The sequence below is a fragment of the Agathobacter sp. LCP21S3_B2 genome (assembly GCF_052118705.1).
In the GTDB taxonomy this organism is placed as follows: domain Bacteria; phylum Bacillota; class Clostridia; order Lachnospirales; family Lachnospiraceae; genus Roseburia.
In genome coordinates this window covers 24,527-37,339 of record NZ_JBQKGQ010000007.1, presented here as the reverse complement: position 1 = coordinate 37,339, position 12,813 = coordinate 24,527, and the positions used below count along the sequence as shown (strand labels likewise).

At 39.8% G+C, this 12,813-nt stretch carries 11 protein-coding genes and 1 tRNA gene; 3 read left to right on the top strand and 9 right to left on the bottom strand.

From position 1 onward, the window contains the following. The first annotated feature begins 205 nt into the window (after positions 1 to 205). Together ACTQ1L_RS06575 and ACTQ1L_RS06570 are read left to right on the top strand one after the other, a co-directional pair. Entirely contained in the window at positions 206 to 547 is a 342-nt protein-coding gene (locus ACTQ1L_RS06575; RefSeq protein ID WP_441366105.1) for a nucleotidyltransferase domain-containing protein, read from the top strand. Continuing rightward, a complete protein-coding gene (locus ACTQ1L_RS06570; RefSeq protein ID WP_441366103.1) occupies positions 534 to 950 on the top strand; it encodes a HEPN domain-containing protein in 417 nt (138 codons plus the stop codon). Before ACTQ1L_RS06575 ends, ACTQ1L_RS06570 begins: the two co-directional genes overlap by 14 nt. 76 nt (positions 951 to 1,026) lie before the next feature. Here ACTQ1L_RS06570 and ACTQ1L_RS06565 read toward each other — a convergent pair whose 3' ends face one another. The 9 genes from ACTQ1L_RS06565 to ACTQ1L_RS06525 form a co-directional block, all read right to left on the bottom strand. Next, the gene (locus ACTQ1L_RS06565) at positions 1,027 to 3,450 is read right to left on the bottom strand and encodes a sensor histidine kinase (protein ID WP_441366101.1); all 2,424 of its coding nucleotides are present in this window, start codon (positions 3,448 to 3,450) and stop codon (positions 1,027 to 1,029) included. A 56-nt stretch (positions 3,451 to 3,506) separates the two neighbouring features. Then, positions 3,507 to 4,196 carry a response regulator transcription factor gene (locus tag ACTQ1L_RS06560; RefSeq protein ID WP_012743710.1) on the bottom strand — a complete coding sequence of 230 codons (690 nt, stop codon included), beginning with the start codon at positions 4,194 to 4,196 and terminating at the stop codon, positions 3,507 to 3,509. Positions 4,197 to 4,583: 387 nt separating this feature from the next. Further along, on the bottom strand, positions 4,584 to 5,447 hold the full coding sequence (gene pstA / locus ACTQ1L_RS06555; protein ID WP_441366098.1) for a phosphate ABC transporter permease PstA: 864 nt from the start codon (positions 5,445 to 5,447) through the stop codon (positions 4,584 to 4,586). Then, positions 5,440 to 6,342: a phosphate ABC transporter permease subunit PstC gene (gene pstC, locus ACTQ1L_RS06550; protein WP_441366096.1), complete on the bottom strand. Its 903-nt coding sequence runs from the start codon at positions 6,340 to 6,342 to the stop codon at positions 5,440 to 5,442. Before pstC ends, pstA begins: the two co-directional genes overlap by 8 nt. Positions 6,343 to 6,649: 307 nt before the next feature. After that, positions 6,650 to 7,543: a phosphate ABC transporter substrate-binding protein gene (locus ACTQ1L_RS06545; protein WP_441366095.1), complete on the bottom strand. Its 894-nt coding sequence runs from the start codon at positions 7,541 to 7,543 to the stop codon at positions 6,650 to 6,652. A gap of 144 nt (positions 7,544 to 7,687) precedes the next feature. After that, positions 7,688 to 7,867: a hypothetical protein gene (locus ACTQ1L_RS06540; RefSeq protein WP_441366094.1), complete on the bottom strand. Its 180-nt coding sequence runs from the start codon at positions 7,865 to 7,867 to the stop codon at positions 7,688 to 7,690. A 121-nt stretch (positions 7,868 to 7,988) separates the two neighbouring features. After that, a complete protein-coding gene (locus ACTQ1L_RS06535) occupies positions 7,989 to 8,702 on the bottom strand; it encodes a hypothetical protein (protein ID WP_441366092.1) in 714 nt (237 codons plus the stop codon). A gap of 944 nt (positions 8,703 to 9,646) precedes the next feature. Continuing rightward, entirely contained in the window at positions 9,647 to 11,536 is a 1,890-nt protein-coding gene (locus tag ACTQ1L_RS06530; protein WP_441366090.1) for an EAL domain-containing protein, read from the bottom strand. A gap of 178 nt (positions 11,537 to 11,714) precedes the next feature. Then, positions 11,715 to 11,788, bottom strand: a tRNA-Pro gene (locus tag ACTQ1L_RS06525). 235 nt (positions 11,789 to 12,023) lie between these two features. On the opposite strand from ACTQ1L_RS06525, the gene ymfI reads away from it, so the two are divergent. Continuing rightward, a complete protein-coding gene (ymfI, locus tag ACTQ1L_RS06520) occupies positions 12,024 to 12,776 on the top strand; it encodes an elongation factor P 5-aminopentanone reductase (RefSeq protein WP_441366088.1) in 753 nt (250 codons plus the stop codon). Positions 12,777 to 12,813: the final 37 nt, after the last annotated feature.

The window sequence follows — 12,813 nt, the reverse complement described above, 5'->3', positions numbered from 1 at the left end:
AATATGAAACATGTGATATAGAGCATAGATGAAAAGCATAATAATATTACGCTTACACAATTGAAATGTTTGCGTGTAAAGGCCGGGGCAGATGCCTCGGCCTTTTTATACCGACTTTTTGTGGTAAAATATAAAATGCATTTTTTTTAATATATGGTATAATAAAATAGTAGAGTGAAAATTATTTTTTAAGGAGGGGTAGCATATGACAAAAGCTATGTATAATCTTATTGGACAATACATTGAAGAAATCAAAAAAATTTATGGTTCACATGTCAGACAGATTATTTTATATGGTTCGTATGCCAGAGGCGATTTCAGACCCGACTCAGATATAGATATTATGATTTTGGTTGATATGTCAGATATTGATCTTAAATCTTATGGTGAGAAGCTTTCCTATATGACATATGACTTTAATCTGGATCATGACATTGACATAAAACCAATTGCCAAAAGTGAAGAGATTTTTAATAAGTGGGTAGTAAATTATCCATTTTATTCAAATATTCATAAAGAGGGGGTTATACTATATGGAGCCGCATGATGTAGAAATTGGTACAAGAAGAGATCTTGTTCTATATAGAATTGAAACCTCAAAGAATGACTTAAAATCCGCAAAGGTGCTATTGTCTATTGATGATTATAAAGGAGCTAATAACAGAGCCTACTATGCAATTTTTCATGCTATAAATGCAGTACATGCTACTAGTGGAAAAGCATATAAGAGACACAAGGATGCAATAGCTAATTTTAATAAAGACTATGTTAAAACAGAAATTTTTCCCAGAGAAATAGGAAGAAAAATTGGAATGGCAGAGGAAATTCGTCATGCAAGCGATTATGATGATTTTTATATTGCAAGCAGAGAAGAAGCAGAGCGGCAAATTACAGTTGCAGAAGAATTTATAAATCTTGTCGAAAAATATTGTGAGAAACAGCTCGATTAAAATCCGGGGCATCTGCCCCGGATTTTGTTGTTTCTTATGTCGTATAAGTTCAATATATAATATAGTTTTAAAAAGGTTAAAACTCCAAAGTCACCTTAAATAGATCACCATCCACAGTCAGCTCCAAAGTACCATTCATAAGCTTCATGAGGCTTTCTGCAATAGACAATCCCAGTCCGCTGCCCTCGGTATTTCGTGAGCTGTCTCCTCTGACAAAACGCTCCTTAAGCTCATCGCTTGAAATATTAAGCGGTGTAGCTGATACATTCTTGAAGGTTATGATGGCTCCGCTGTCCTTTGGAATGATGTCAATGTACACTCTCGTGCCCGGCTGGGCATATTTGTTGATGTTGTTCATCAGATTATCAAACACTCTCCACAGATGTCGTCCGTCTGCCTGAATCATGACAGGTGTAACGTCATTTTTAATAATTAAATCAAGATTATTTTTCTCGAATTTTTCTTTGTATTCCCCTGCTACCTGTGACAGCATAACAGCCGCATCCAGTTCCTCCAGCTCTACGTTTATGCTGCCCGTAGATGCCTTTGACGCTTCGAGTAAATCCTGAATTAATTTTTTCAGACGTGATGACTGTCTGTCGAGAACGTCAAGATATTCGCGTACCTTCTCGTTATCTATATCCTCCTTCTGCAACAGGTCCACATAATTGATAATGGAGGTGAGCGGTGTCTTGATATCATGCGACACATTTGTGATGAGCTCCGTCCTGAAGCGCTCGCTCTTCATTTTTTCAGAGACCGCCGCCTCTATTCCATTGCTCACATTATTCAAATCCTCGCCATGCTTTCTGAAAAACAGCATAAGCCTTGATGTATCAACCGGCTGTGAAAAATCACCGTTTGCTATAGCCTTTGCGGCGCATCTTATCCTGTCATACTGCATGATAAATGCGATAAGCAGTGCAAGCTCTATAAGCTTTATAATAAATACAAAGCCAATAAGCTCCATGCAAAAGCCTATAAGCTCAAGCAGACATAAAAGGCCGAATGCCAGCATACTAATCAGAAACAGCGGTACATTTCTTTCTATCCATGAAAAGCCGTATCTGATTGGGGCAAATACCATCCTGCATAGCTTTTTGACAGGCTTTAAGAAAAAACTCACAACATAGTAGCACAATGTATGCTTCCAGAACTCATGTGCCCTGATTCTTACGTATGTTGACAGGATTGCTTCAAGCGAAACCATGGTTGCTGCCAGACAAATGAGTGCCACCACCGGAAGCTGCTTTATAAGCAAAAAGCATGCCGGAAATACCATAAAGTCTGCAAGCATTGTCACTCCAAGCATCACCTCATACGGCATCCTGTCATATAATCGTAATTTAATTTCCTCTGACTCTGCACGTTTTCCGGCAACTGCCAGCAGATATCCCGCTGTAATCACAAAACCAAGTATAAATACGACAAACAATACACTCAAATGAGCCTCTGTAAATTCCATGACGTCAAGTAAGCTGTCTGCCTGATTGAAGTAATCGCCCTTTGCCTGAAGCTGCTGCGGAAGCTTTGCATACACATAATAGTACTCAGGCTGCTCTTCCGTTGGGGTGTATGGATAGTACACAATTCCGGTATCCGATATATTAAATGTATCCGGTAAAAGCTCATAGCTCTCATTCACCTGCTCCACAACTTTTATGATTTCATAACGGTCATAATAAATATCCTCATTATAATTGTAGTAAGAGCCGTCACTATCAAAGCGTGAATCATCGTTAACACTCAGATTCATGCCGCACTTTATATGATTTCCTTTTTCATCGTAGCACTTTACATTTTTCCACTCGGCAAAGCCTGTAATATCGAGTAACTGGCCTGTAAACATCTCCTCGTAGGCAAAGTAATTATTTCCATTCTCATCAGTTTTCTCAACTGCCTTATATAAGCCAAGCGAGCTGTTATCGTTAGAGCCTGTCATCACCCTCACCTTTGGAATGACATAAGCTGTACCATCATTCAGGCACAGATAAAAGAGCCCATTTGTCCTGGAATACATGATTGAGCTGATTCTCTCACTGTTCATATCGTTTGATGCATCGTCTGACTCTTCATAGCTGCCACTCATTGCATCCCACAGATTTGATAGCCTGTTCCGCGTTAAGTCCTTTGCCTTGTAGCTAAAAATAAAATCCGGATTTGATATTTTATCCACGCTTGAATACACCTTTGCAGCATCAGATTTCACATCCACCTTGTCCTCTGATGTTTCATTGCTCTTTACCACTGCGGCCTGCAGATTGGTATCATTAGTCATCTGCGAAAATGCAGTGTCATCACCGGATTCATAATTGTACACCATCTGTCTGCTATAGGCTGATGCAATATTCGCATGAATCTCATCCCTTAGCTGTGCTGTACTTTCATAATTGTTTGTATACACTGCAACTAACGTTGTTACAACAAGCCCTGCCGCCATGACCGAGCAGACTATAAATGCCGCAAGCTTAAGCCACAGATTCCTTGATATTTTTTTCATATCATTCACCTTCCATTTTATAGTGCTTCACCTGACAAACTTTATCAAGCATGCACCTATTCAGCGTCAATTTTGTATCCGCGACCCCAGATGACCTTTAAGTACCTTGGCTCAGCCGGATTTATCTCAACCTTTTCTCTGAGATGACGGATATGTACCGCCACCGTGTTTTCTGTCCCATACGGCTCATCCTTCCAGACCTTTGCATATATCTGATTCGGCGAATACACCTCGCCCGGATGCTCCATGAGAAGCTTCAAAATATCGTACTCTGTACGTGTGAGATTTGCTGCCTCGCCATCAACTGTCACTGTCTTTGATTTGTCATCCAGCTCGATGCCGCCGATTACCAGCTTTCCTGCGCTTGTATTGCCTGCGCCGAGAAGCATGTATCTCCTGATCTGCGACTTCACCCTTGCCTGCAGCTCTACCGGGTTAAACGGTTTCGTCACATAGTCGTCTGCTCCGACCGTGAGTCCGAGTACCTTGTCAGTGTCCTCACTTTTGGCAGTGAGCAGTATGACCGGCACATTAGATATTTTTCTGATTTCCACCATCGCCTCTATGCCGTCCATGACAGGCATCATGATGTCCATCAGGACAAGATGCACATCATTGTGTTTTACTATATCGAGCGCCTCCAGTCCGTTTCGCGCCGGGATTACCTCGTAGCCATCGCTGGTCAAATAAATGCTGATTGCTGATACAATGTCTTTCTCATCATCACATACTAATACTTTATACATAATTGCCTCCGGAAGTTTTATGTTGGTCTTATTGTATCAATTGTAACATTAAAATCCAATTATGTAACACATTAAGATTTGTTTAAGAAATAATCTTAATGAAACTAAAAAGAAGCTCCGATTTACTGATATCAAATCGAAGCTTCTTTTCTTAGTTTGATTATTATATTGGTTATTTACTACATACGTTAATTTATTATTATGATTAAAGGGGTAAAATACCTTTTGGCCCTCATATCATTATAATAACCGGTTGATTTGTTTACTAATTTTGCTGTGCCAAATTTACTTTCATTGTCCGGCCGTCTTAGATTACCTTACCGGGCTTACTTTGCTTTATTTACTTTGCTTTATTTACTTTACTTAGCTTTATCTGCTTTACTTAGCTTACTTCGCCTGGAATTTCTTTGCCAGCACCTTTGTCAGTATATTGATAAGGAATACGATTACGAGAAGCACAACCGCAATTCCAAATGCCTGGTCGAATTTTCCCTCACTTGTCGCTGCAAGGTAGAGCTTGATGGTAAGTGTTCCACCCGACTGCATTATCTTTGAGAAATAACCGCTGGCAACCTTTGGAAGCATTCCTGCACTTCCTGCTGTAAAGAGGAGTGCTGCTGACTCACCTACTATTCGGCCGATTGCAAGGATAACACCTGTGATGATTCCCGGCATGGCTGACGGCAGCAGAATGGTGCGGATGGTGTACCATTTTCCGGCTCCAAGTCCGACTGCTCCGTGTCTGTAGCTGTCCGGTACAGTTTTAAGCGCCTCCTGTGTATTTCTTGTGATGAGAGGCAGCACCATGAGTGTCAGTGTCAATGAACCTGTCAGGATACTGTAGCCAAAGCCAATTGTCTGTCCGAAAAACATCATTCCGAAGAGGCCAAAGATGATTGACGGTATTCCTGCAAGTGTCTCTGTGGCAAACTCTATTGTGGATACGAGCTTACCCGGCTTTGCATACTCATTCAAGTACACGGCTGCTCCCACTCCGACAGGAGTTGCTATGAGCATGGTGATAATTATGATGTAAAGTGTATTGAGCAAGTTGCCCGCTATTCCGACAGTGCCTCTTAAGACAGATGTCTCGCTGGTCAGAAACTGCCAATTTACCTGGCCGATTCCCCTGACAAATACATATATGATGATTCCCGCAAGCAGCACTACCGATAATGCTGCACACAGATATATGAAAAAGTATACTACATCATCGCCTATTCTGCGGCGTTTTCCATTTATACTAGTCATTTTCCACAGCTCCTTTCTTTTTGAGTTTCATAAGGGTGAGGTTGATTATCATGATAAACACAAAAAGCACTAGACCTACTGAGAAAAGCACCTGTCTGTGAAGTCCGCTGGCATATCCCATCTCGCTGACGAGCTGTGTGGTAAGGAAACGCACTGAGTTGAACGGAAGTGGAAAGCTTACCGTTCCACCGGCTACCATGTTGATAGCCATCGCTTCTCCGAGCGCACGACCTATTCCGAGTACAATTCCTGTCATGATTCCTGACTTTGCTGCAGGAACCGTCACTTTAAATATTGTCTGTATCTTTGTTGCTCCAAGAGCAAGGGATGCCGCTCTCATCTGCTGCGGTACTGCCTGTATTGATGATACGCTCATGTTGATTACCGTAGGAAGAATCATGATTGCAAGCACTATGATTGCTGCAAACAGATTTGATCCGCCGGTAAACTGATGTGTTGCTGAGTTTGCAAAAATATGTTTCTCCAGCTTGTATAATACCGGATTAAGTATCATAAGTCCCAAAAGTCCATAGATTACTGATGGAATGGCTGCAAGCAGCTCTACTGCCGGCTGCACTACTGCTGAGAGCTTTTTGTTTGACACCTCAGTGAGAAATACTGCCGTAAGAAGAGCAATCGGTACTCCTATGAGTATAGATACTGCTGTTCCTATAATGGATGTGAGGATTATGTACAATATTCCGTAGTTTGGGTCTGCCGCAGTCGGCGCCCATTTTGTTCCGAATAAGAGATTTAACACTCCGACCTTGAAAAATGCCGGTGCGCCTTTAAGGAACATATAAATTGTTATTGATAATACTGCGAATATTGCCACAACCGCACATATCGTGAATATTATTTTGGCAACATTCTCTACTATGGATTTATGTTTCATTTGATACTCCTTGTTTCAAAAATTCCCCAGGAAACCTGCCATTTCCTGAGGAAACCCTGTATCTTATCGATATGTATTAATACTGATGTCTAATATCGATGTCTGTATTTTGTATTATTTTTTATACTTATACTTACTAGCGATGTCTCGTATCGATGTCTGTATTTTTGTATTATTTTTATACTTATACTTACTAGTTATGTCTCGTATCAATGTCTGTATTTCGTATCATTTTTTATACTTATACTTACTAGCGATGTCTCGTATCGATGTCTGTATTTTGTATCATTACTATGACCGATAATTTCTACTGTGGGAGGATAAGGCCTACCTTCTTGATAACTGCCTGTCCCTCATCTGAGTTTACATAGTCAAACCAAGCTTTAACAATATCGTTCTGCTCGTCAATCTTGCCCTTTGTAGCCATTACGAATGGACGAGAAAGGAGATATTTGCCTGCTACAATGTTTTCCTCTGTTGCCTCTACTCCGTCAATTTTCATTGCTGTTACTGTATCATCAAGCACGTCAAGTGAAACATATCCGATTGCTCCCGGTGTTGAGCCTACCTTTGCAAGAACTGCTCCTGTTGAGTCAAGCTCCTGTGCATATTTGCACTGATCCTTTACATCAAGAAGCTCCTCGAAGGCTCCTCTTGTACCTGAAGCTGCCTCACGGCCGATTGCTACGATTGCCTCATCTTTTCCACCAAGGTCTTTCCAGTTTGAAATCTCACCTGTGTAGATTTTCTTTAAGTCATCTGATGTAAGCTCTGTTACTGAGTTGTCCTTGTCTGTGATTACTGCGATTCCGTCGATTGCTACGATGTTTTCCTCAACGCCGTTTGCTTTCTCATCATCTGTAAGTGCTCTTGATGAATCTCCGATATCTACGCTTCCTGCTGTTACTGACTCGATTCCTGAACCAGAGCCTGTATACTCAACTGTTACTGTTACTCCAGGGGTTTTCTCCATGAATGACTCCTTGAGTGCCTCACAAAGCTTCTCCATTGAAGTACTTCCTGCAAGTGAAAGTGAACCGCTTAAGTTCTCATTTGATGCACCTTCATCTGCGCTCTTATCTGCGCTTGTATCTGCATTGTTGTCTGCTCCGTCTGAGCTTGAGCCACATCCTGTAAATGCTGCTGTCATCATTGTTGCAGCAGTTGCTAAAACTAAAAGTTTTTTCATACGATTTTTCATTTTAATTTCCTCTTTCATTTCTTTCTTGAATTTATTTCTTTGTTTGTTACAACTCATATAGTAATGGGGAAATGTAAAATGCAAAATCATTAGTGTGTAAAATGCATGTAAAAAAATATTTTAATCTACAATACAATTATAAATTCATATCCTCCGGTGGCTATACATCTGTTCTGCCGGATGGTGGCTCTTTGAGCGTGGAAGTCCCTTTATTTGTACTTTCATCTGCTGTATTGCCGAATGTATCTGTGTTTGCGTTTTCTGTTCTAAAAGATCCGGGAATGTTCCTCCGTTTCCGGCAATCAGCTTAAGACGTGCATCCAACGCCTCGTTTGTACTTATATAGTTTGCGATGTTTATCGTGCCTACAATTGCAATAAGAACAATTGAAACTCATAACATTGCTATGGCTATAAATTTTCTTCGTAATTTTTTGAGCATTTTATCATCTGCACATTTTTTCTATTTCATGTTCTACATCCATTGGGTCCAATGGACTTTCCGCTGTTTCATATGTCAATATAAGATTTTTTCCCTGATAATATCCATTTTCGTTATATTTCAATATCTTTCGATAAGCTTTATTTCGATAATCAGGATTGTCTATCAAGCCAAGATGCTCCCATAGAATTATGTCGCCATTTTTCTTCTCAACCGTAAAATCGGGATAATAAATAACATCTGAGATTTTAATCGCCTTCTCGTACTCAAACTTTATATTATTATCATACAAGGCTGTCGCAATAATTACTTCTGATTTTGACCGCACTATAATTCCCATTTTAGTATAAAACTTGAGAGCTTCAGGGTTAGGAACCTGTGTCTCTTCATTTTCCTTCTTATCAACCGCTAAAAGTATACTGCTATAATGTTTTTGCTTTAACATTTTCTGGGCATAATCCGTTTTATATTTTTTCCGAGCCTTCCTGTTTGTCTCAAGTAGTCTGAGCTCATTTATTGTGTCCTTCAGATAAAGCTCCAGATATTTTTTATTGACAAGATTTTTGATTTCTTTATCATTTTTCTTTGATAAATACTCTCTTCTGCCATTTTTCCAAACATACCATTTAACATTTCCATCCTTTTGTGTTGAATAGATTGTCCCTTCCTCAGTGATGGTCTCCAGCCTTTCCTGAATCTCTAATATCTCACCTTCCAACCATTGGATTCTATTATCTATTGAACTTATTTTATTTTCCTCCTAACTCTTTGCATCATGTGATGCCATATATGTGATTCTAACAGTAATTCAATTGTTTTTGTGGGGAATATGATAAATGAAAGCTTTCATTTATCTTCAAAAGTGGAGATTATGGTCTCCATTTGTTTGATAGCACCATATAAATATAGAAACCGACTATAGTTTGGAGCTGTTTTGCGGATTTCTGCGGTTTCAGCTACTTTTTTCTGCTTTTTTCCGGATTTTTGGGCGGGTTTGGGGTGCTGTTTCGGGGATTTCTGCGGTTTCAGCTACTTTTTCCTGCTTTTTTCCGGATTTTTGGCTGGGTTTGGGGTGCTGTTTGGGAAATTTCTACGGTTTCAGCTACTTTTTTCTGCTTTTTTCCGGATTTTTGGGCGGGTTTGGGGTGCTGTTTGGGGAATTTCTGCGGTTTCAGCTCCACAAGACCCGCTTTCTATGCTATCAACCTATGGCTATTGTACATTATGATAATTTAAAAATCCAGCATTTTCTAAATAAAAAGACAAAAAAGTGAATTTTCAGAAAAAATAAAAATAATTACTGCTCAAGATTCATAGATGCCCCTGCCATATGGAAACATTTCTACCCAAATATTATGATTAAAGGGTCAAAAGGTATCATCGATGCCCGCTTGCATGCAATTCGATGTATACCTTAGTGACCCGCACTACACAGAGAAAATAACAGTTTGCTGCGGGGACGCAGAAAATTAGCGGATTTCGAGGTGTAGTCAGATTACGGGAATGCGTAACATGTAGTAATCTGATTAATCATAAATGAGGGGCAAAATACCTTTTGCCCCTCATATCATTATTATCTTGTATGAATAAAATAAACCATGCATTATTGCTTTCTATGAATGAAATAAACTATGCATTATTGCTTTCTATGAATGAAATAAACTATGCATTATTGCTTTCTATGAATGAAATAAACTCAGCAGCATTTCTCGGTTTTGAGAAATAATAGCCTTGAATGTAATCTATTCCAAGCTCATCCAGCTTTGCAAACTGCTCCTTCTCCTCAATTCCCTCAGAAACAATCTCAAGCTTTAGCTTTTGAATCATGCCCATTGCGGCATCCATAACCGGCTTGCCCTTTCCGTTGTCAAAATATGCATTTGTCATGCCTCTGTCAAACTTGACAATGTCAATCGGCATATCAACAATATAGCTTAAGTTTGACTGACCTGTGCCAAAATCATCCAGCGCAAACCTCACTCCCACCTTACGCAGGGCATTCATATTATCAAGCAGTATCTTTTTTTCAGTGATAGATGCAGACTCTGTAATCTCAAGCACAATATCTTTTGCATCCACATGATATTTCTCCATAATTGCAATGAAATCCTGTGCTAAATGGTCATAGGCACACTGCACCACTGACAGATTGCATTCAATATACTCAAGCCCCATTGCATGTATATCATGCTGTACAATAAATCTGCACACCATCTCAAACACGCGCTCTCCAAGCCGTAGAATGATTCCCCGCTTCTCAGCCACAGAAATAAATCTGCCCGGAGGTATGATATTTCCCTCACGCGACCTTATTCTGACAAGTGCCTCCGCAGAAGTGAATTTATGTGTTTTAGTATTATAAATAGGCTGGTAAAATACTTCAACACGATTATCGCGCAATGCCTCTATTATCTCATTCTCAATCGAATTTTCATCATATATGTGCTCAATAACCGCATTATTAATTAGCATCACGCCACGCCCTGTAAACTCAGCTCTGTTACGCTTGGCATATTGAAAAAGCCCCAGTATATCCGATGGTCTCCGCACAATCTCAGTAGACCTTAGATAATATATCTCCCCAAACAGCATCGTCATATTGTCACCGCCCCATGGCTTGTCGAACCTGCGTTCCAATATTCCGATTGTTTTTTCTGCACAATCAATATTCTCAAAAACCAGCAGATACTCGTTTGCCGAGCTCCTAAAAACATAATTATCAGGTATATTTTTTATAAATGAAACAACCTCAAAAAAAATACTGTTTTCCATCTTGCTGGAAAAAACCTCATTTCCGTTGCTGCCGTAACGAACACACACTATCGATACGTCCTTTCCCTGTCCATATACCTCCTTCATGTATTCAAAAAAAGCATTGAGGTTGAAAAAGCCTGTATCTCTGTCAATATTTGCCATCGGATTCTCAAGCATAATAAAAATTACAAGCACACCTATCATACTTGCAAAGCCAACAATCAATAATTTATTATTAATAAACTGAATAACCGCCGCCGAAAACATAAGGGTCACCCAGACCAGCATACTCTTTCTTCTTCTTGAGTTTATAACCTGCCTGTATTTTTTGGTCAGCAGTAAAATAAGCCCCAACAGAGTTACTGTTACCGCATATGTTATAAGAACTGCCGGACCATACGTATAAACTATATTATCGGAATCATAAATTTTAATCGGTACAACCATTATCAGAATGTCGGTTAAAATTCCAAATATCCACAACCACTTTCTCCACTTGCACTCAAGCTCTTTTTTTCTGAAAATATCCACACAAATATACCAGAATGCCACTATGGCAACCCATGTAATCGTCAAGAGGTACAATTTGCAAATAAAATTTGTAACTGCGAGAGGATATCCGTCCCTTTTTTCAATTGCAACAAGTGAAAAAATATCGAAGAAAAGTGACAGCATGCCTGCAATCCATACCTCAACAAATACCCGCGATGTGTGTAATATAATCTTTTTCTGTGAAACATAAAAATATATTATAACAAACATTACCGCTATGGCACACATTTGTGAAACAATATTCATATCCCCCTATTTCCTGTCCCTTTCTTAAAACAAACCAATACGTTGGTACTATATTACCACCATTTTATCAATAATACAATATATTACTTTGATTTTCAAAGAACTAAAATAAAAACACGCTATGCGCGTGTTCTAAAATGAAATAGCCGGTAACTATTCAGATATATTCATAAATAAATCGGCGTGACAAGATTCGAACTTGCGACCTCTACGTCCCGAACGTAGCGCTCTACCAAACTGAGCCACACGCCGTCTGCAATTTGTTTTGCAACTATTAAATAATATCACAATGTAATAATTTTGTCTACCCCATAATATATATTTGTGATATTATTTATGCTGTAATTTGTTAAAAGTTTTGCAATAATTTACACTGATGTGCCCAGCCTAACAACGGGGTGTCATGCCTGTAGCTAAACTGTAATTTAATCACGTAATTATTTGTAACTATTCAGAACCAGGGTATGAAAATCATAAGGAGAATGTCATGACAAATCAGACAAATCATATAAATAAAACTGCTATAATAACCGGAGCTTCCCGCGGTATCGGTGCTGCGATTGCCAAAAAGTTTGCTTCCTGTGGCTATAATCTCTCGCTTTGTTGCCGCAGTTCATCCGATACACTAAAAGAGCTTGCAGGAGAGCTGCACGGTAATTACGGAGTCGATGTGCTCTGCTACACGGGAAATGTGGGAGACTTTTGCTTTGCCCAGGATATGATTACAAAAACCATTTCCCATTTCGGTCATATAGATGTACTCGTCAACAATGCCGGCATATCGCATATCGGTCTGCTCAGTGATATGACACCTGAAGAATGGAGCAATATCGTGTCCGTAAATCTGACCGGTGTTTTTAACTTTTCAAAGCTCATCATCCCTCACATGGTTGCAGAAAAAAGTGGCCGCATACTACAGATTTCATCTGTCTGGGGCAATGTCGGAGCCTCCTGTGAGGTGGCATACTCTGCCTGCAAGGGCGGTATAAATGCATTTACCAAGGCACTCGGCAAGGAGCTTGCGCCATCGCACATTCCGGTAAATGCCATTGCCTGTGGTGTCATAGATACAGACATGAACCGCTGCTTTGACGAGGCAGAAAGAGCTGAGCTTGCCGATGAAATTCCTGCCGGACGCTTTGCCACAGCCGATGAGGTCGCAGATATGGCTTACTCTGTCATCACTGCGTCTGATTATCTGACAGGACAGATAATCACCTTCGATGGTGGATGGATTTAGATTGCATAGCCGGAATATATAGAATCTTATCATTTAT

Bases quoted from the DNA above. Each gene is read 5' to 3' on its own strand.
- ACTQ1L_RS06575 (WP_441366105.1), top strand. From the start codon at position 206: ATGACAAAAGCTATGTATAATCTTATTGGACAATACATTGAAGAAATC.
- ACTQ1L_RS06570 (WP_441366103.1), top strand. From the start codon at position 534: ATGGAGCCGCATGATGTAGAAATTGGTACAAGAAGAGATCTTGTTCTA.
- ACTQ1L_RS06565 (WP_441366101.1), bottom strand. From the start codon at position 3,450: ATGAAAAAAATATCAAGGAATCTGTGGCTTAAGCTTGCGGCATTTATA.
- ACTQ1L_RS06560 (WP_012743710.1), bottom strand. From the start codon at position 4,196: ATGTATAAAGTATTAGTATGTGATGATGAGAAAGACATTGTATCAGCA.
- pstA (WP_441366098.1), bottom strand. From the start codon at position 5,447: ATGACTAGTATAAATGGAAAACGCCGCAGAATAGGCGATGATGTAGTA.
- pstC (WP_441366096.1), bottom strand. From the start codon at position 6,342: ATGAAACATAAATCCATAGTAGAGAATGTTGCCAAAATAATATTCACG.
- ACTQ1L_RS06545 (WP_441366095.1), bottom strand. From the start codon at position 7,543: ATGAAAAATCGTATGAAAAAACTTTTAGTTTTAGCAACTGCTGCAACA.
- ACTQ1L_RS06530 (WP_441366090.1), bottom strand. From the start codon at position 11,536: ATGAATATTGTTTCACAAATGTGTGCCATAGCGGTAATGTTTGTTATA.
- ymfI (WP_441366088.1), top strand. From the start codon at position 12,024: ATGACAAATCAGACAAATCATATAAATAAAACTGCTATAATAACCGGA.